General features: G+C 68.6%; 22 protein-coding genes and 2 tRNA genes. 5 read left to right on the top strand and 19 right to left on the bottom strand.

Features of this window, described 5'->3' with window-relative positions:
* Positions 1–192 precede the first annotated feature (192 nt).
* A complete protein-coding gene (gene tmcA / locus JT689_RS06030; RefSeq protein ID WP_205251788.1) occupies positions 193–2,424 on the top strand; it encodes a tRNA(Met) cytidine acetyltransferase TmcA in 2,232 nt (743 codons plus the stop codon).
* 25 nt (positions 2,425–2,449) lie between these two features.
* Positions 2,450–2,923, top strand: a complete 474-nt coding sequence (locus JT689_RS06025; protein ID WP_205251787.1) for a DUF456 domain-containing protein — start codon at positions 2,450–2,452, stop codon at positions 2,921–2,923.
* A gap of 13 nt (positions 2,924–2,936) precedes the next feature.
* Here the strand turns inward: JT689_RS06025 and JT689_RS06020 are convergent, their stop codons facing one another.
* From JT689_RS06020 to mvk, 6 genes are all read right to left on the bottom strand, one after another.
* Positions 2,937–4,697: a glutamate--tRNA ligase gene (locus tag JT689_RS06020; RefSeq protein WP_205251786.1), complete on the bottom strand. Its 1,761-nt coding sequence runs from the start codon at positions 4,695–4,697 to the stop codon at positions 2,937–2,939.
* 113 nt (positions 4,698–4,810) lie between these two features.
* Positions 4,811–5,032 carry a hypothetical protein gene (locus JT689_RS06015; protein ID WP_205251785.1) on the bottom strand — a complete coding sequence of 74 codons (222 nt, stop codon included), beginning with the start codon at positions 5,030–5,032 and terminating at the stop codon, positions 4,811–4,813.
* A 78-nt stretch (positions 5,033–5,110) separates the two neighbouring features.
* Entirely contained in the window at positions 5,111–6,154 is a 1,044-nt protein-coding gene (locus JT689_RS06010; protein WP_205251784.1) for a polyprenyl synthetase family protein, read from the bottom strand.
* Positions 6,154–7,500 (bottom strand): ribonuclease J, encoded by a 1,347-nt coding sequence (locus JT689_RS06005; RefSeq protein ID WP_010902826.1) that lies wholly within the window; start codon positions 7,498–7,500, stop codon positions 6,154–6,156. Before JT689_RS06005 ends, JT689_RS06010 begins: the two co-directional genes overlap by 1 nt.
* A 218-nt stretch (positions 7,501–7,718) precedes the next feature.
* Positions 7,719–8,456, bottom strand: a complete 738-nt coding sequence (locus tag JT689_RS06000; protein WP_205251783.1) for an isopentenyl phosphate kinase — start codon at positions 8,454–8,456, stop codon at positions 7,719–7,721.
* Positions 8,453–9,445 carry a mevalonate kinase gene (gene mvk, locus JT689_RS05995; protein ID WP_010902824.1) on the bottom strand — a complete coding sequence of 331 codons (993 nt, stop codon included), beginning with the start codon at positions 9,443–9,445 and terminating at the stop codon, positions 8,453–8,455. Before mvk ends, JT689_RS06000 begins: the two co-directional genes overlap by 4 nt.
* A 112-nt stretch (positions 9,446–9,557) precedes the next feature.
* On the opposite strand from mvk, the gene JT689_RS05990 reads away from it, so the two are divergent.
* On the top strand, positions 9,558–10,373 hold the full coding sequence (locus JT689_RS05990; RefSeq protein WP_227970933.1) for a VOC family protein: 816 nt from the start codon (positions 9,558–9,560) through the stop codon (positions 10,371–10,373).
* Between the two features lie 66 nt (positions 10,374–10,439).
* On the opposite strand, the gene rpsB is transcribed toward JT689_RS05990, so the two are convergent.
* The 13 genes from rpsB to JT689_RS05925 all read right to left on the bottom strand — a co-directional run bounded on the left by rpsB (position 10,440) and on the right by JT689_RS05925 (position 16,484).
* Complete coding sequence (gene rpsB / locus JT689_RS05985) at positions 10,440–11,189, bottom strand: 30S ribosomal protein S2 (RefSeq protein WP_010902822.1); 750 nt, start codon at positions 11,187–11,189, stop codon at positions 10,440–10,442.
* Complete coding sequence (locus JT689_RS05980; protein WP_205251782.1) at positions 11,186–12,382, bottom strand: phosphopyruvate hydratase; 1,197 nt, start codon at positions 12,380–12,382, stop codon at positions 11,186–11,188. The genes rpsB and JT689_RS05980 overlap by 4 nt, the downstream gene beginning before the upstream one ends.
* A gap of 1 nt (position 12,383) precedes the next feature.
* Entirely contained in the window at positions 12,384–12,566 is a 183-nt protein-coding gene (locus JT689_RS05975) for a DNA-directed RNA polymerase subunit K (protein WP_010902820.1), read from the bottom strand.
* Between the two features lie 2 nt (positions 12,567–12,568).
* Positions 12,569–12,769, bottom strand: coding sequence for a DNA-directed RNA polymerase subunit N (locus JT689_RS05970; RefSeq protein ID WP_010902819.1), 201 nt, complete (start codon positions 12,767–12,769; stop codon positions 12,569–12,571).
* 12 nt (positions 12,770–12,781) lie between these two features.
* On the bottom strand, positions 12,782–13,180 hold the full coding sequence (locus JT689_RS05965) for a 30S ribosomal protein S9 (protein ID WP_010902818.1): 399 nt from the start codon (positions 13,178–13,180) through the stop codon (positions 12,782–12,784).
* Positions 13,174–13,611 carry a 50S ribosomal protein L13 gene (locus JT689_RS05960; RefSeq protein WP_010902817.1) on the bottom strand — a complete coding sequence of 146 codons (438 nt, stop codon included), beginning with the start codon at positions 13,609–13,611 and terminating at the stop codon, positions 13,174–13,176. The genes JT689_RS05965 and JT689_RS05960 overlap by 7 nt, the downstream gene beginning before the upstream one ends.
* Positions 13,608–13,961, bottom strand: a complete 354-nt coding sequence (locus JT689_RS05955; RefSeq protein ID WP_010902816.1) for a 50S ribosomal protein L18e — start codon at positions 13,959–13,961, stop codon at positions 13,608–13,610. The genes JT689_RS05960 and JT689_RS05955 overlap by 4 nt, the downstream gene beginning before the upstream one ends.
* Positions 13,962–13,997: 36 nt before the next feature.
* Positions 13,998–14,082: transfer RNA gene (locus tag JT689_RS05950), tRNA-Leu, on the bottom strand.
* Positions 14,083–14,212: 130 nt separating this feature from the next.
* Positions 14,213–14,959, bottom strand: coding sequence for a DNA-directed RNA polymerase subunit D (locus JT689_RS05945; RefSeq protein ID WP_010902815.1), 747 nt, complete (start codon positions 14,957–14,959; stop codon positions 14,213–14,215).
* 3 nt (positions 14,960–14,962) lie between these two features.
* Positions 14,963–15,346, bottom strand: a complete 384-nt coding sequence (locus tag JT689_RS05940) for a 30S ribosomal protein S11 (RefSeq protein WP_010902814.1) — start codon at positions 15,344–15,346, stop codon at positions 14,963–14,965.
* Positions 15,347–15,352: 6 nt separating this feature from the next.
* Positions 15,353–15,865, bottom strand: coding sequence for a 30S ribosomal protein S4 (locus JT689_RS05935; protein ID WP_205251781.1), 513 nt, complete (start codon positions 15,863–15,865; stop codon positions 15,353–15,355).
* Positions 15,865–16,380, bottom strand: coding sequence for a 30S ribosomal protein S13 (locus JT689_RS05930; RefSeq protein WP_010902812.1), 516 nt, complete (start codon positions 16,378–16,380; stop codon positions 15,865–15,867). The genes JT689_RS05935 and JT689_RS05930 overlap by 1 nt, the downstream gene beginning before the upstream one ends.
* Before the next feature lie 21 nt (positions 16,381–16,401).
* Positions 16,402–16,484 (bottom strand) — tRNA-Ser (locus JT689_RS05925).
* A gap of 231 nt (positions 16,485–16,715) precedes the next feature.
* On the opposite strand from JT689_RS05925, the gene JT689_RS05920 reads away from it, so the two are divergent.
* Together JT689_RS05920 and JT689_RS05915 are read left to right on the top strand one after the other, a co-directional pair.
* Positions 16,716–17,747: an Mrp/NBP35 family ATP-binding protein gene (locus tag JT689_RS05920; RefSeq protein ID WP_010902811.1), complete on the top strand. Its 1,032-nt coding sequence runs from the start codon at positions 16,716–16,718 to the stop codon at positions 17,745–17,747.
* Positions 17,744–17,968 carry a hypothetical protein gene (locus tag JT689_RS05915; protein WP_010902810.1) on the top strand — a complete coding sequence of 75 codons (225 nt, stop codon included), beginning with the start codon at positions 17,744–17,746 and terminating at the stop codon, positions 17,966–17,968. Before JT689_RS05920 ends, JT689_RS05915 begins: the two co-directional genes overlap by 4 nt.
* Positions 17,969–17,977: the final 9 nt, after the last annotated feature.

Raw genomic sequence — 17,977 nt, 5'->3', positions numbered from 1 at the left:
CTATCCCGCGGACGGGCTTGCGCTCTTAGCCGAGTAAAGACCGTCCGGCCGCAAGCATCATCGACCCCCGCAGGCTGTATCCCAACAGTGGGTCGCCCGCCCGTAAAAGCGCTTTCAATGCCGGGCGGCCGTGCCACGGCTGCACAGCCGCGGACGAAACGCCCTTTGGCGTGGTCGCCCAACCGCCGGCGCATGCACCTCTCGTCCGCGCGCGCCCTGCTGGCGGAAGCCGAGCGTGCCAACGAACGCCGCATGCTCGTGCTCGCCGGCGACCGTGCCGCGGGCGTTCGGACCGCCGACGCGCTCCTCGATGCCCTCCCTATCCCGCTGTCCGAAACCACGCTCGTCGCCACCCAGGACGCGCTCGCCTGCGAGCACGTGCCCACGCGGAACGCCGACCGCCTGCTTGGCACCACCCAGCGCGCCGTCGTCATCGACCTCCACGAGGACTGCCGGCCGAACGCGCTCGGGCGCGTCGTCGGTGCTGTCGACGGCGGCGGCCTGCTGGTTGTGCTCGCGCCCCCGCTGGCCGAGTGGCCGACCCGCGACGGCGCGTTCGCCGCGGGATTGGCCGTCCCGCCGTTCGACGCCGCCGACGTCACCGGCCGGTTCCGCCGCCGGCTCGCCGACACGATGCGCGCACACCCCGGGATCGCGATCTACGACGTGGACACCGACACCCTCAGCGACGACGGCCGCACTCGGCCCGCCCCCCGGCTCCCGGACCCCGATCCGGACCCACAACCGACGGCGGACGTTCCGGCGGCCGCAATCGATGCGTGTGTGACCCCCGACCAAGCCGCCGCACTCGCGTCGTTCGCCGCGCTCCGCGACCCCGGCCACGCCGTCGTCGCGGACGCCGACCGCGGCCGCGGCAAATCGAGCGTGGCCGGCCTCGCCGCGGCGTGTCTCGCCGCCGAGGGCCACGACGTGCTTGTGACAGCGCCCCGCCGGCGGAACACCACCGAGCTGTTCGCTCGCGCCGGCGCGTTGCTCGCAGACCTCGGCGCGCTCGCCAGCGACGGCGACACCGTCGAAACCGCCGCCGGCGGCCGCATTCGGTTCTCGAAGCCGCCGGCGGCCGCCGACCTCCCGGGCGACCCGGACGCCGTCTTCGCCGACGAGGCCGCCGCCATCCCCGTGCGCCTGCTGGAATCGCTGCTGGACTGCCAGCGGCTGGCGTTCACCACCACCGTCCACGGCTACGAGGGTGCGGGCCGCGGCTTCGACGTGCGGTTCAGGGACCGTCTCGTGGACGCCACGCAGACGGTCCACGAAACGTCGCTGACCGACCCCATCCGGTACGCCGGCACTGACCCCATCGAACCGTGGGCGTTCCGCGCGCTCCTGCTCGGCGCGCGGCCCGCCGTCGAGCCACTGGTCGCGGACGCCACCCCCGACACCGCCGCGTACGTCACGCTCTCGGGGGCCGACCTCGCGGCCGACGAGCACCTACTCCGGGAGGCCTTCGGGCTGCTCGTCTCCGCGCACTACCGGACCGAACCCAACGACCTGGCGCGCCTGCTGGACGCCCCGAACCTCACGATGCGCGCGCTGGTCGCGGACGGGCACGTCGCGTCGGTGGCGCTGCTCGCCCGCGAGGGCGGCCTCGCCGACGACCGCCGGGCCGCCATGTACGACGGGCAGCGCGTGAAGGGGAACATGATCCCGGACGTGCTCACCAGCCAACTCCGCGACGAAGCGGCCGCCACCACGGTCGGCTACCGCGTGCTGCGCATCGCAACCCACCCCGCAGTGCGCTCCCGGGGTCTCGGATCGCGGCTGCTTGGCGAACTCCGGGCGGAATTCAACGGCCACGCCGACTGGCTCGGCGTCGGCTACGGCGCGACGCCGGCGTTGCTGTCGTTCTGGGCGGCCAACGGCTACAGCACGGTCCACCTCTCCACGACGCGCAACGACACCAGCGGCGAGTACTCCGCGATCATGCTCGACGCGCTCTCCGACGCCGGCCGCGCGCTCCACGACCGCCACGCCGGCTGGTTCGCCGACCGCATCGGCGGCGTGCTCTCGGACGCGCTTCGCGACCTCGATGCGGACGTTGCCCGCGGCGCGCTGCGGGCCTGTGACACCACCCCCAGCCTCGCCCTCAGCGAGCGCGACTGGCGCACCGTCGCGGGTGCCGCCCACGGTCCCGGGATGTACAGCGTCGACCCCCGGCCGTTCCGCCGGCTCGCAGTCCACCACCTCGTCGCCGGCGACGCCGACCTGCTTTCGCCCGACGAGCAGCGCCTCCTCGTCGGCGCGCTCCTGCAAGCCCGGCCGTGGGACGGCCTCGCCGACGACCTCGGCTATCACTCCGCGAGCCAGGCGATGCGCGCGCTGGGCGACGCGCTCCAGGCGCTCGTGGCGGCCCACGGCACCGCGGCCGCCCGCGCGGAAGTCGCACGGTTCACCGAAGACTGAAGCCGACAGCCGCCCCCACGGGCGTATGGACGCGCTCGTCGCCGCAGCGTTCGCCGCGCTCGTGCTCGGAGTCGCCGGCAGCCTGGTGCCGCTGCTCCCCAGCGGGCTGCTGTCGCTCGTCGGGGTGGGACTGTACTGGACGCAGACCGGGCGACCGAGTGTGCTCGTGGTGGGTGCCCTCGCCAGCCTGGCGACGCTTGCGATGCTCGTTGACTGGCTGGCGGGCGTGATCGGCGCGCGCGCCAGCGGCGTCGACACCCGGACCGCGGTGTTGGCGGGCGGCGTCGGATTCGCCGCGATGCTCGTCTCCGGGCCGGTGGGGCTGCTAGCCGGCGTGGCCGGCGTCGTGTTCGTCGTCGACGTCCGGGACAGCATGGACATCGCGGCGAGCGCGCGGCGCGCCGGCTACGCGACCGTCGGCGTCATCGGGTCGGCCGCCATGCAGGTGGTGTTGACGGTGGTCGTGCTCGTCGCCGTCGCCTGGGTGCAGTTCGCCTGACAGCCGCGGACGGTCAGGGATGCGTGAAGTACGCGACCGACGCCCCGCCGTCGCGGTGGGCGTCGACGCGCGCGAACCCGACGCGCACGAACTGCACGATCTCGTCGGCGTCTCGATCCGCGAACCCGGGCTCGGCGTACCCCGTCACGTCGCCGTCCATGGTCCGCAGCCGGACGTCGACGTTGTGCTCGGCGGGCACCCACTGCACCACGTCGACGCCCTCCTCGCGCACGATGTCGATGTCGGCGTCGAGGAACGCGAAGCGCTCGCCGTCGTATCGCACCGGCCCGTAGCCCTTCAGCCAGACGCGGTCGCCGGCCGCGGGCAGATCGGTGGCCTCCACGAGCACGCGCTCCCCGACGGGGATCTCGCGGTCACCCCGGTCCGAGTGCTCGGGGTGGACCTGTGGCGTCGCCTCGTCCGGGCCGTCGTCGACCGGGACCTCGACAGCCTCGTGTGACTCCTCGGGTCCCTCGCCACGCGCCTCGAAGCCGTCACGAACCAGGAACTGTCGGGGGGCCGTGTCGTCCACGAGATCACGGTTGTTCGCGTACACCGCCGACATCGCCAACTCGACGTCCGACGACGACGTGCCCAACTCCACCATCGCGTCCACGACGGCCGCCCCGCGGATGCCCCGGCGGCGGATGCTCTGCACGGTCGGCGCGCGCGGGTCATCCCACCCCTCGAGCTCGCCCGCGGCGATGCGCTCTTTGATCGTCGATGTGGACATCGCCACGTCGTAGGCGTCCAACTGCACGTGCCCCCAGTGCACGACCTCGGGGTACTCCCAGCCGAAATACTCGTAGAGGAACCGCTGGCGCTTCGCGGAGTCCTGGAGGTCGATGCCGCGAATGATGTGCGTGACGCCCGTGCGGTGGTCGTCAACGCCCGACTGGAAGTCCAGCATCGGCCAGCAGCGGTACTCGCTGGCCGCGTCCCGGGGATGGGGGGTGTCGACCATGCGGAACGCAACCCAGTCCCGGAGCGCGGGGTTCTTGTGCGTGATGTCGGTTTTCACGCGCAACACCATCTCCCCGGAGTTGTACTCGCCGTCGACCATCGCCTCGAACTCGTCGGCGACGGTTTCGGGGTCTTTGTCCCGGTGAGGACACGCCTCACCGCTGTTTTTCAGATCGGAGAACTCCGCGCCCGGGCAGCTACACGTGTACGCGCCGCCCATGCCGATGAGCCGGCGGGCGTGCTCGTAGTACGTCTCCACGCGGTCGCTGGCCGTCAGCACCTCGTCGGCCTCGAACCCGAGATACGAAAGGTCGTCGAGGATCTGGTCGTACGCGTCGAGGTCCGGGCGCTTCGTCTCGGGGTCCGTGTCGTCGAACCGAACGACGAACGAGCCGTCGTATCGCTGCTTGTACGTCCCGATGACCGACGGCATCCGGGCGTGGCCGACGTGCCACGGGCCGTTGGGGTTCGGCGCACACCGCATCCGCACCTCGTCGTACGCCTCGGCGTTCGGCAGGGCCGGCAGTGCGTGGTCGTCGCCCTCGTCTTCGCTGTCCAGCTCCTCGACGTCCTCGGGGGCAAGTTCCGCGAGGCGATCGCGCTGCTCGCCGTCGCTCATCCCGTTGACGTCCTCGATGACGGGCGCGATGACGCCGGGAATCTCGTCGCCGTGCGCTCTGAAATCGGGGTGCTCGCCCATCATCGGTCCCATGATGGCTCCGACCTGTGCGTCGCTGCCGTGTTTCAGCGCGTTGAACAGCGCGGCCCGCTCTGCCGCCCGGCGGACCCGCTCGCGGAGTTCGTCGTCCATACCACCGACTCCACGCTGCGGGGTGAAAATCCCGCTGGATTCGCCTGCATCGAAACCGCGGTGTCGACACGAGGCGGTGTTTCCCGGCGGTACCGCCCACTTACCGGTGCCGGCTACTGGTTCCGTCTCGCCGTCGCGACGTACGCCACGTACAGTAGCGGCGTGAGCACCGGAAGTACGACCCAGAGACCCGGGTCACTGACGGCGTCCGGCACTGACTCGGCCGGCTGCTGGAGCACCGCCCACGCTAGCGCCGCGCCCAGAACCATGCCGACGAAGACGACCCCACCGAGGTACGGCCGTTGCTTCAGGAATTCATTGAAGTCGTCCATCATGTGCGCCGCTGCTCTCGATAGCGTAATAACTGCTGCGGGTCTGCCACCGCTGCCCGCGGCGACCCTGCGACGGATGGTCTAGTACCCGCGCTCGATGAGGTAGTCCGCGATCTGCTCCAGCCGGTGGCGGGCCTCGTTCTCGGGGAGCACCTCGAGGTGGGCTTTCCCCTCTTCGACGAGGTCCTCGGCGAGATCGCTCGCGTACTGGATGCTCCCGGCGTCCTGGAGCGCTTGGACGGCCGCTTGCACCTCCGCCTCGGTGACATCCGCCGGGTCCTCGGCGTCGAGCAGCCCATCGACGTCGACGCCGTGCTCGGCGGCGTGCAGCGTGATGATCGTCGTCTTGTCCTCAACCAGGTCGGACCCGCGTTGCTTGCCGAGTTCCGCCGACGGCACCGTGAGGTCCAACACGTCGTCCTGGATCTGGAAGGCCTGCCCGACGCGCAGCCCGTAGTTGTACAGCGCCTCAACCGTCTCCTCGTCGGCGGAGAGCAACAACCCCGGCAGGGTCGCGGCGGCCGCGTACAGGACGGCGGTCTTCAGCTCCACCATCTCCAAATACTCATCGGTGACCACGTCACCCCGAGTCTCGAAGTCGATGTCCATCGCCTGCCCCTCACAGATGTGGGTGCACGTCTCCGCCAGCGTCCGCATCGCGCGAAGCCCACGCTCGGGCGGTGCGCCGGTCTCCAGCATGATCTCGAACGCCTTCGAGTACAACGTGTCCCCGGCGAGAATCGCGGTCTCGGTGTCGTACTCGCGGTGGACAGCCGGCGATCCCCGGCGCAGGTCGTCGTCGTCCATGATGTCGTCGTGGATGAGCGTGAACGACTGAATCACCTCGATCGAGACCGCCGCCGACATCACGTCGACGTGGCCGCCGATGCAGTCCGGGAACTCCCGGTAGGCGGGCGTGTCGCTCGTGTCGGCGAGCGCCTCCGCGGTCAACAACAGGACCGCCGGCCGCAGCCGCTTCCCGCCGGCTTCGAGGATGTACCGGGACGCCTCGTAGAGGCGCTCGGGCTCCGCAACCGGGAGGTCGTCGTCGATCGCGTCGTTGACCTGCTGGCGGCGCTCACGGACCGCCGCGAGCACTGCCCGTTCGCGCGCTTCCTGGGACATTACTCGACGAGCTGGATGGTGTTGCCGTTCTCTGTCATGTGCAGGTCGCGGCCGATCTTGTACCCCTGACTCTTCGCGAGCTTCGCGTACGGTGCCATCCCCTTCATGTCCTGGTGGGCCGGGATCAGGTGCTGGGGCTGCAACGCGTCCAGCATCTGGTAGTGGCCCTCCTCGCGGAGGTGGCCCGAGACGTGGATGTCGTCGTAGATGCGCGCGCCCTGCATGCGCAGCAGCTGCTCGCTTTGGTAGCGCTGGCCCTTGTTCGTCGGCTCGGGGATGACGCTCGCCGAGAAGATGATCTTGTCACCGTCCTCGATGTCGTACGGCGTCTCGCCGCGCCCCATGCGAGTCAGCATCGCCTGTGGCTCGCCCTGGTGGCCGGTGACGATCGGGAGGAAGTTCTCCTTGCCCTCGTTCATGACGCGCTTGAACGCGCGATCAACGGACTTCCGGTGGCCGAACATCCCGAGGTCGTCGGGGAAGTTCACGCGGCCCATGCGCTCGGCGGTGCCCGAGTACCGCTCCATCGAGCGCCCCAGCAGGATCGGCTCGCGGCCGATCTCCTTCGCGAACTCCACCAGCGAGGACACCCGCGAGATGTGACTGGAGAACGTCGTGGCGACGATCCCGCCGTCGTAGTCCGCGACGCTGGTCAGTACGTCTTTGAGGTGGCGACGGGCCGTGCTCTCGGATGGCGTCCGCCCCTTCTTGCCGGCGTTCGTGCAGTCCTCGATGTAACAGAGGACGCCCTCGCCCTCGCGGCCGATCTCGCGGAACCGCTCCATGTCGATCGGGTCCTCCAGGACCGGATCGTGGTCCATGCGCTTGTCCAGGCCGTAGACGACTGCGCCCTCCGGCGTGTGGAGCACGGGGTTGATCGCGTCGATGATGGAGTGTGTGACGTGCACGAACTCGAGCTCGCAGCGGTCGCCGATCTCCATCGTGCCGCCGGCCTCCATCTTCACGAGGTCGTTCTCGACGCCGAACTTCTGCTCGCTCTCGATCTCGCCTTTCACGAGCTCGATCGTGAACGGGCTGCCCACGATGGGCGCGTCGTAGCGGTGTGCGAGCTTCGAGATCGCCCCGATGTGGTCGAGGTGGCCGTGTGTCGGCACGATCGCTTTCACGTCGCCTTCGAGGTCGGACATGACGCGGTCGTCCGGGATCGCGCCCATGTCGATCAGGTCGAGGCTGTGCATCTTCTCTGTCTCGACGTTGTCGTGAACCAGGACCTTCGAGAGGTTGAGGCCCATGTCGAAGATCACGATGTCGTCGCCCGCGCGCACGGCAGTCATCTGCCGCCCGACTTCCTCGTAGCCGCCGATTGTTGCAATTTCGATTTCCATGGTTCTGAAGCACTGAAACCCGCGTTTCGCGTGTCTCGAAACAGTCGCGCACTGGCTGCGTCCACCCGCGGCGTCTTGCAGCCGTCGGCTGCCACAGCATGCCCGCCCGCGACGTCTTGCTTGTGGCGGGTTACGCTCCACGCTGTTAAAAACAACGGGGATTGTCCGCCGACCCCAGGAGACGGCGTTACCGCCCGTGGAACGCTTGTGTCTGCCGCCTAGCCGTTGATCCGCGTTCCCACGTCGTCGCCGGCAACGAACGCCTCCATGCCCGCCGGCCCGAAGACGTACGCCGGCGACCCCAACGCGAGCAGCGCCCGCACCTTCCCCGCCATGCCGCCCGTCACGTCGGTGGCGTCGCTGCCTCCGAGCGCGCCGGCCGCATCGCTGAACGCCGTGATCGACGGGATCACCGTGCCGTCGTCGTCGAGGACGCCGGGCACCGTCGAACACAGTCCGACGCGGTCGGCGTCGACCGCCCGCGCGAGATGGGTCACGATCTCGTCCCCGCTGAGGATGGTCGCGCCCGCGCCGGCGTGCGAGATGATGTCCCCGTGCAACACCGGCACGAACCCGTCGTCCAGGAGCGTCTCGATCGCCCCCGTCGGAAACTCCAGCGCGCCGTCAGTGGTCCGGTGCGCGACTGACGCCGGGTGCACGGGAACGGCCGCCACGCCGGCGTCCGCCAGCGCCCCGACGACCGCCGTGTTCAACGCCTCCATCGTTCCCGCAATGTCGCGGATCGCGGCCGCATCCTGGACGCCATCGGTGGCCGACACGTCGTGTGCGGCCGCGCGCGGATGCCCGAAGCTGCCCGCACCGTGCACCACCACGAGGTCGTCGATGTCGCCGTCCGCCAGCGCGCCCGCAAGCCCCGCAAGCCGATCGTCGGCGACCGTCTCGGGCTGGTCTTTCTCCGTGATCACGCTCCCGCCGAGCTTGACAACGACGGTCATTCGACGCGCACGCCCTCCCGCGCGAGGTCCGCGCGAAACGCCGCCTCGCAGTCCGGCGTCAGCGACAGCGCCGTTTCAGCACCGCTGCCCGCGTCGAGGGCAACGATCGACCCGCCGCCGCCGGCGCCCGTGAGCTTCGCCCCGTCGGCGCCGCCGTCCCTGGCCGCCCACACCATCGCATCCAGTGTGCGACCGGAGACGCCGAGTCCGGACAGCAGCCCGTGGTTGATGTCCATCAACCGCCCCAGTGTCGCCACGTCGCCGTCCGCCAGCGCCGCCTCCCCACGGCGCACGAGGTCGCCGATCGCGGTGACCGTGTCCGCGACGAACCCGAACTCCTCGCGGAGCGCGCGCACCCCCGCCACGAGTTCGCCCGTGTCGTGGCTGGTGCCGTCGTAGCCGATCACGAACGGCAACGCCGGCGCGTCAAGCGTGGTGCAGTCGTCGCCGGACACGCGCACTACCCCGCCCATCGCCGAACAGAAGGTGTCCGCGCGCGACGCCTCGCCGTCCTGGACGGTGTGCTCGACCTGGTACGCCCGGTCGGCGACCTCGCGGGCGTCCAGTTCCACGCCGAGCTCTCGGGTTGCCGCGTCGATCCCGGCCACGACCACTGCGGCCGACGACCCGAGCCCCGCCCCCAGGGGGATCTCGCTGTCGATGGTCACGTCGAAGCCGGCCGTCGGCGCGTCCGCGGCCGCCCGCGCCTGCTCGACGGCGGCGTCGACGTACCCCATCGCCGCGTCAACGATCGGCGCGGGCACGTCCACGTCCGGCGTGCCGCCGGCGTCGCGGTCGCCGCTGTACTCCACGGTGAACCCGTCGATGGACAGATCGCCCGAACACACCCGAAGGCGGCTGTCCTCGCGCTCGGAGACCGTCACGTGTGCGCGGCGCTCGATCGCGCACGGAACCGCCGGCTCCCCGTACACGACGGCGTGCTCGCCGAACAGGTAGACCTTCCCCGGCGCACTCGAAGTCGTGGTCATACCCTGCGTGTGCACCGGGTGATTACAGGGCTTCCGGAACGCCGCCGAGCGACCACCCCGACGTGGGGCGGTTAGCCGCAGGCTTATGACTGCTTACCGTCTACGCGGGGACATGCGTCCGGTCATCGACCACGTCCCGTTCGCGGGTGCGTCGCTGGATGTGCTCGTCGAGCGGTTCGAAACTGCGGGCTTCGATCCCGAATACGGCGGCGAACACCCCGGCGTGGGCACGGAGATGTCGATGCTGGTCTTCCCGGACGGCTCGTATCTCCAACTCGTCGCCCCGGCCCGCGAGGACCCCGGCTGGTGGCGCGAGTTCTTCGCCAACGCCGACCCGATCGCCGGCCCCAGCGGCTGGTGTGTCGAAACCGGCAGCGTCCACGGCGAATGCCAGCGCGCCATCGACCACGACGTCGAAGTCCACGGGCCGCGTCGCGGGTTCCGCGACCGCCCCGACGGCGTCACCGTCGAATGGGACGCCGCCGCCCTGGGGCCCCGCGACCACCACCTGCTCCCGTTCCTCATCACTGACCGCACCCCACGCGAGTATCGCGTTCCCGACGCCACGAACTTCGGCGCGCCCATCTCCGGCGTCGACTGCATCGTGCTCGCAGTCCCGGATCTCAGCGACGCCATCGACTGTTTCACGCAACTCTATCGCCTCCCCACGCCGGACCACGACTACGACGACGACTTCGGCGAACTCGTGTCGTTCCCCGGCCAGGACGTCATCCTCGCCGAACCAACCACGGGCTGGGCTGCCGACCGCGTTGACACCTACGGACCGGTTCCAGCCGCTGTCTTCCTCACCGCCGACGTCGACGACGCCCGCCACCGCCACCCCCTCGACGGCGGCCGCGAGTGGTTCGGTCGCCGCGTCCGCATGATCGAGGGGTTCGACGGCTACCTCGGCGTCATCTCCCGATAACCAGCGCTCGCGCTACTGACAGCTCCACCGCGGCTCGCAGAAAAGTCACCCCGTGGGTGAGCGCGCTTACAGGCCGTCCTCGAAGTCGTCGAGGCCGTAGGTCGGCTCCGCACCGCGCCGATCGAGCGTCTCGTTGGCGAGCAGCCAGTACACCACGGACAGCGCGCGGCGGCCCTTGTTGTTCGTCGGCACGACCAGGTCCACGTTCCCGGTCTGGTTGTTGGAGTCGCACATCGCGATCACGGGAATGCCGACCGTGATCGCTTCTTTGACGGCCTGCGAGTCACCGATCGGGTCGGTGACCACGAGGACGTCCGGCTCGATGTAGCCGTCGTAGTCGGGGTTCGTCAGCGTCCCCGGGATGAAGCGCCCGGTGCGGGCGCGCGCACCGACGGCCTCCGCGAACTTCTCCGCGGGGAACCGCCCGTACTGGCGACTCGACGTCACCAGGATCTGCTCGGGGTCGTAGTTCGCCAGGAAGTCCGCCGCCGTCCGAACGCGGTCGTCGGTCCGCGACACGTCAAGGACGTACAGGCCGTCGGTTCGGACCCGGTGGATGAACCGGTCCATGTCGTTGGTCTTCTGCTGGGTCCCGATGTGAACGCCAGCGCCCAGGTAGTCCTCGACGGGGATCAGGAGGTCGGCCTCCTCATCGGACATCACGTCCTCGGTCGCCGTGGACTCCGGCGCGGGCTCGTCGGCCTCGGTATCGGGGGTCTGTTCGTCTGTCTGGGCCGTGCTCTCGGCGTCTGCCGCCGCTTCGTCGGGGGCGTTCTCCTCGAGTTCGGCCTCGGTGTCGGATTCGTTCTCGCTCATGCTTCGTCCGCGATGCGGATGAGTTCGTTTAGCTTGGCGGTTCGCTCGCCGCCGACCGCGCCGGTCTTGATGAACGGCGCGTCGGTTGCAACGGCGAGGTGTGCGATGGTCGTGTCCTCGGTCTCGCCGCTGCGGTGGGATACGACCGCGTCGTACCCGTTGCGCGTGGCGAGCTCGATTGCGTCGACGGCGTCGGTCAGCGTCCCGATCTGATTGGGCTTCACGAGGATGCTGTTGGCAGCCCCCGCGTCGATGCCGCGCTGCAGGCGCTCGGTGTTCGTCACGAACAGGTCGTCACCACACACGAGCGTCTCGTCGCCCACGCGATCGGTGAGCTCCGCGAACGCCTCGAAGTCGTTCTCGTCGAGGGGGTCCTCGACGTACGCGAGGTCGTACTCGGAAACCAGTCCTGCGACGTACTCGATCTGTGCCGCCGTCGACCGGCGGTCGTCACCGAACACGTACTCGTCCCCGTCGTATCGCTCGGCGGCCGCGAGATCAAGGCCCAACCGGACATCGAACCCGAACTCATCGGCGACCTCCGCGGCGGCACCTGCCACCACGTCGAAGGCGGTGGCGTCGTCGATCGACGGCGCCCACGCGCCCTCGTCGCCTTTCGCCGCCGGCACACCGTCGGCGTCCAGGCGGTCTTTGACGCGCTGATGGACGGCCGCGTTCGCGAACACGGCCTGCCGAACGCTCGGCGCGCCGGTCGCCGCGACCAGGAACTCCTGGATCGCGGTCGCGTCCGCGGCATGCGCGCCGCCGCCGAGGACGTTCCCCAACGGAACCGGGAAGTTCCGGCCGCGAAGCGCCCCACCCAAATGCTGGTAGGTGTGCACACCGAGGACGTCCGCCGCTGCCTTCGCAGCAGCCATGCTGGTCGCAACGGCGACGTTCGCGCCGACCGCCGAGAAGTCAGTGGTGTCGTCGGCGGCGTGCAGCGCCGCGTCGACGCCGCGCTGATCGCCCGCGAACTCACGCCCCTCCAATCGGGGCGCGATACGCTCGCGGCCGGCCGCGATCGCCTCCCCGACGGGAAGCTCGACGGCCTCGTGCTCGCCGGTGCTTGCGCCCGACGGCGCGGCCGCACGACCGAACCCACCGTCGTCGGTGGTCACCTCCGCCTCGACGGTCTTGTTCCCGCGTGAATCCAGGATCGGACGGTATCGGACAGCCTCGATGCGCGTCATCTCAGGTCCCCTCCCGCCGAACAGTGAACGGAAGCGCGTCCGCGTCGTACTCCTCGGCCGCGATGAGGATCGGCTCCGTCTGATCGGTGTCAACCAGCACGGGCGCGCCGTACGCCACCTGCAGGGCTCGCGCCCCGATGATGCGGGCTTTCTCGTACCGGCTGAAATGCTGTGAGTCGCTCATTATTACTGGTATGGGGAGACCACGTCGACGAGGTCCTGGTGGGCGATCAGCATCCGGCGACAGCAGTGCCGGTCGACGCCGAGGTCATCCAGCACGTCCGCCGGGTCCTCGTCGCCGTCGTGGGTTTCGGCACGCGCCTTGAACGCTTCCCAGTGTTCGCCGACGACAGTACCGCAACTGAAACACCGGACTGGTACCATCATGCTCTGGTCACCTCAGCGGTAGGACTTCTGGTAGCGCGCCCGAGCCCCGGGACCGCCCCACTTCTTGGACTCGCGCTGGCGCACGTCGTTCACCAGGAGGCTGCGGTCGAACTCGCGGAACGCGTCACGGAGTTCGGCGTCGCCGTAATGCTCGACGAGCCCGCGCGCGATGGCGGTCCGCACCGCGTCCGCCTGCCCCGCGAACCCGCCACCGGCGACGTCGATGTCGATGTCGACGTCCCCGCGGAGGTCGCTGCCCGAGATGCGGAACGGCTCCAGCATCTTCAGGCGCGCCATCTCCGGCTCGACGAGTTCGACGGGCTGGGAGTTGATTCGCACGCGACCCTCTCCGTCGCTCACGGTTGCGCGAGCGACAGCCGTCTTCTTCTTGCCTGACGTATTGGTTACCATGTGACGTTCGCCCCCAGTTCCTCGGACACTTCGCTGAGGGTGACGAAGCGGATTGTTGACAGTCGGTCCAGCGACGTGCCGTCAAGCACGTCGCCGTCCTCGTCCATCGGGTTCCCGACGTACACGCGGACGCTGTCGAGCGCCTCCCGACCGTCGTCCTGCTTGTACGGCAGCATGCCGCGGATGGCACGCTTGAAGATGCCGTCGGGGCGCTTCGGGTAGTACGGTCCGCGGTCGGACCCCAGGTTGGCGCGCGTGCGGTACGTGGAGAACACGTCGTCCTCCGTTCCCGTGATGACCGCCTGCTCGGCGTTCACGACGGCAACCCGGTCGCCGGCGAGCGCGCGCTCGGCGACGTTGCTCGCGACGCGACCCATGATGCAGTCGCGCGCGTCCACGACGACGTCGGCGTCGAATTCTGCGAGACTCATCGAATCACCCGCACATCGGTTCCGTCTGGGTTCTGTTCAACTGCCTGTTCCAAGTGGACGGCCTCACCGTCGGCGTGCTCGATCTTCGTCGCCGCGCTGCTGGAGAAATCCACGGCAGCGACGGTGACGGATTTTCGGAGCGCGCCGGACCCCAGGACCTTCCCGGGGACGATGACCGTCTCGTCTTCACTTGCGTACCGTTCGATACGACTCAGGTTCACCTCGGCGTGCGTGGATCGCGGCTTCTCCAGCCGGTCGGCCACGTCATGCCAGACATCCGCACCCGAATCGCGGGCGACGGATTTCAGTTCGGCGATGAGACTGCTGAGTCTCGGGCTTGTCTTGCTCATGCTCCTAACTCTCGGAAATTCTGGTGAGAAGTCGAATGCAGGGAGCAGGATTTGAACCTGCGAACCCCTACGGGACAGCGCCCTGAACGCTGCGCCTTTGGCCAAACTTGGCTATCCCTGCTCGGTCGCGTCGACCTTACACTTCTCTGTAGCCCCCGCCCCTTCTTACCGATTACGATTGCCGGACCCGTCGCTCCCGGGGCAGGAACGGACGCCGGCACGGTGTTGAGGGGGGAGACACGCATTATTGATTACAGTTGAACTGCCTGTTCGAGTTCGTCCGCGCGATCAACCAGGGTGTCGACCGCACGCAGCACCAGCTCTTCAACGGGCATCGAGCCGTCCGATTCGACGTGGAACACGAACGCACCGTCGACGTCCTCGATTTCGACCTCCTTGCCGGGATACCGGGTGGTCAGGTCGTTGTCGAAGTCGTCAGTCGGCACTAGTTCGTCGTCCTCCTCGATGACGCCTCGAAGCATCTGGGGGTCGTCGTCCGCGTACTCTGGGCTGTCACCGACCACGTGTACGCGCTGCAGGTGTCGGTAGCCCACCGCCACCCCGCCCTGGTGTTTGGCGTGGTCGCGGCCATGCCCCATCACGGCATCCGCCTCGAGCTCGAGGCGCTGGTCGTCTTTCAGCTCGATGATCGGGATGTTTTCGTCGGCCGCCTCGACCTCGGGGTCGTTGCTCACGAGGTCGCCGGAGTACGCGGTGCCCGGACCCTCGACGTCGAGGGCGAGCGTAACCGCTTCGCCCGCCGCGTAATCCTCGGGTGTCGTCAGTGGCACGAGCCCGAGCCGCAGGCCGAGTTGCTCGTCGAACATCACACTGGAGTTCTCCACGAACCGCACCGTGTCGATGGACAACGTCGGCACGTCCACGAGGATGGCGCGACGAATGCCGTTCGCGAACGCGGGCGTGATGTTCCGAACGACAAACCGGGCTTCCCGGTCGTCGCGGTCGACGAATTCGACGTCGAAGTCCTGGCTACTCATGATCTAGTACCCGCTGTTCTTCGGCGGTCGCGTCCCGTCGTGGGGGATGGGCGTGACGTCCTCGATGCGACCGATTTCGAGGCCGGCGCGGGCGAGCGCGCGGATCGCTGCCTGCGCGCCCGGACCCGGGCTTCGCTGGAGGTTCCCGCCCGGACCGCGGACCCGGACGTGGACCTTCTCGATGCCCTGATCGAGTACTTCCTCGGCGAGCTGTTCTGCCATCTGCATCGCGGCGTACGGCGACGCCTCGTCCCGGTTCTGCTTGACCACCGAGCCACCACTGGACTTCGCGAGCGTTTCGGCGCCCGTCTGGTCCGTGACGGTCATGATGGTGTTGTTGAACGAGGCGTGAACGTGCGCGATGCCCCATTTGGTGTCGTCAGCCATACGTTATCACTCCTGAGCACCGGCGCGAGCCGGGTGCAGTTCGTCGGTGAGGTCGCTCGTTTCGTCGAACGCGAGGGTGTTCTCCTCGCTGACCGGGACCGTGTACGACGGCTCCGTGACGCGGCTGCCGTCGACGGTCACGTGGCCGTGGGAGACGAACTGACGGGCCTGCCCCATCGTGTTCGCCAGTCCCTCGCGGTAGACGACCGTCTGGAGGCGGCGCTCGAGGACGTCCGTCACTTCGAGCGACAGCACGTCGTCCAAGCGCTCCTCCTCGGAGAGGACGCCGATGCGCTGCAGGCGGGCGACGAACTCCTCGCCGGAGACCGTTCCGGTCTGTCCGAGGAGTCGCCGCGCCTCGCGGCGGTAGTCGCGCAGCTCGGACTGTGCCCGCCACAGCTCTTCTTTGTTCTTCAGACCGTAGCGCGAGAGGAGGTCGGATTCCTCGGCGATGCGCTCGCCCTGATAAGGGTGATTCGGTGTCTCGTAGAACTTGGTGTTCTCGCCGGGCAGCGCCATTACTCCTCACCTCCGTCGGCTGCGTCGTCTTCTGCCTGTTCTTCCTTGATCGCCTCGACGTTGACGCCGATGGTGCCCTCGGTACGACCGGTGGACTTCGTGCGCTGACCGCGGACTTTCTGTCCGCGCTCGTGACGGATGCCCTTATACGAGCGGATCATCCGCATGCGGTTGATGTCCTGATCGCGGGTGAGCTCCACGTCGGTACCCGTGATGTGCTGGTTCTCGCCAGTGTAGAAGTCGTTCTGGCGGTTCGCCAGCCACGCCGGGGCGTGCTCGGTGAAGCTATCGACGGCGTCGGTGACGCTCTCGATGGCGTCGTCTTCGAGGCCGCCCATGGTCGCGGTTCGATCGACGCCGGCTTCGTCGGCGACGATTCGCGCGACTCGGCGACCAACGCCGCCGAGCTCCGCGAGAGCACGCTCGACGGTCTTCGTCCCGTCGAGGTCTGTCTGGCCAATGCGGACGAAGTACTGAATGTCTTCGTCCACGTCTTCTTGTTCTTCCGAACTCATGATTGGGTTGTCTGTGAAAGGCGTCGTGGCGGGGATTTGAACCCCGGAGGCTTACGCCACAGAGTTAGCAACCCTGCGCCTTGACCAGGCTAGGCTACCACGACAGGCTTTCGAGTGTATCTTCGCCCTCTCGGACTCGGGGCCTGGGCCCCTACAGTGACTGCACTCGTGGACAATCGGCCACACCACTTAAACACTACGAAGCGCCGATCCGCGATCGTGGGTGCGTGTCACCCACTCATGCGGGCCGTGTGTGCCGACAGCACGCCGCCGGTGATCGTCCGGGATCGTCGCTGACACAACCCTTATCGGACGCCCCACCCCTACGCCGATGCATGAACGACGACGACGTCATGGAGCTGCTTGCGTCTGTCACGGACCCGGCGCTCGGCGACGACATCGTCTCCCTGGGGCTGGTCAACGATCTCTCGGTCGACGACGGCACCGTCACCATCTCGCTGGCGCTCGGGGCCCCGTACTCCCCCGCCGAGACCGAGATCGCCGCACACGTGCGAGAAACACTTGAGGCCGAGGGGCTGGAAACGGATCTCACCGCGGCGATCCCCGACCGCTCCGAGACCGAGGTGCTGCCCGGCGTCAAGAACGTCGTTGCGGTCGCCTCCGGCAAAGGTGGGGTCGGCAAGTCCACGGTCGCGGTCAACCTCGCCGCGGCGCTGTCCGACCGCGGTGCCCGCGTCGGCCTCTTCGACGCTGACATCTACGGCCCCAACGTGCCCCGCATGGTCGACGCCGACGACCACCCACAGGCCACCGAAACCGAGACCATCGTGCCCCCGGAGAAACACGGCATGAAGCTCATGAGCATGGCGTTCATGGTGGGCGAGGACGACCCCGTGATCTGGCGCGGCCCCATGGTCCATAAGGTTCTCACGCAGCTCATCGAGGACGTCGAGTGGGGGTATCTGGACTACCTCGTCGTCGATCTCCCGCCGGGAACCGGGGACACCCAGCTCACGCTGTTGCAGACGCTGCCGCTGACCGGCTCGGTCGTCGTCACCACGCCCGAGGACGTGGCCGTCGACGACGCCCGGAAGGGACTGCGCATGTTCGGCCGCCACGACACCACCGTGTTGGGCGTCGTCGAGAACATGTCGTCGTTCGTCTGCCCGGACTGCGGCGGGACCCACGACATCTTCGGCGCGGGCGGCGGCGAGGAGTTCGCCACCGCCAACGAACTCCCGTTCTTGGGGTCGATCCCGCTCGACCCCAGCGTGCGCGCTGGCGGCGACAACGGCCAACCCGTTGCACTCGACCCCGACAACGAGACGGGAGCGTCGTTCCGCACGTTCGCCGCGGAGACCGCGGACATGCTCGGGCTCGTGCAGCGACGGGGGGTTGGCGAATGACCGATCCCGACGACGCCGAGAAGCGCGCCGTGCTCCGCAGCGTCGCCGACGACCTGCGCGACGAGGACGGCGACCAGTCGACGGAGGCCGAGCGCATCGCCGCCCTCGTTCATCGAGTCAGTGACATCTACGATGACGACGCCGACGTGGACGCCCAACACGTATATCTCAACATGCGAAACATCCTCCAGATCTCCGAGCAGGGCGGCATCGACCGATAACGCCGCGGG

The organism is Halobacterium sp. GSL-19 (assembly GCF_016917855.1).
GTDB classification, from domain to species: domain Archaea; phylum Halobacteriota; class Halobacteria; order Halobacteriales; family Halobacteriaceae; genus Halobacterium; species Halobacterium salinarum.
The sequence above is the reverse complement of the archived record's forward strand: the minus strand, read 5'-3'. Positions and strand labels throughout refer to the sequence as shown.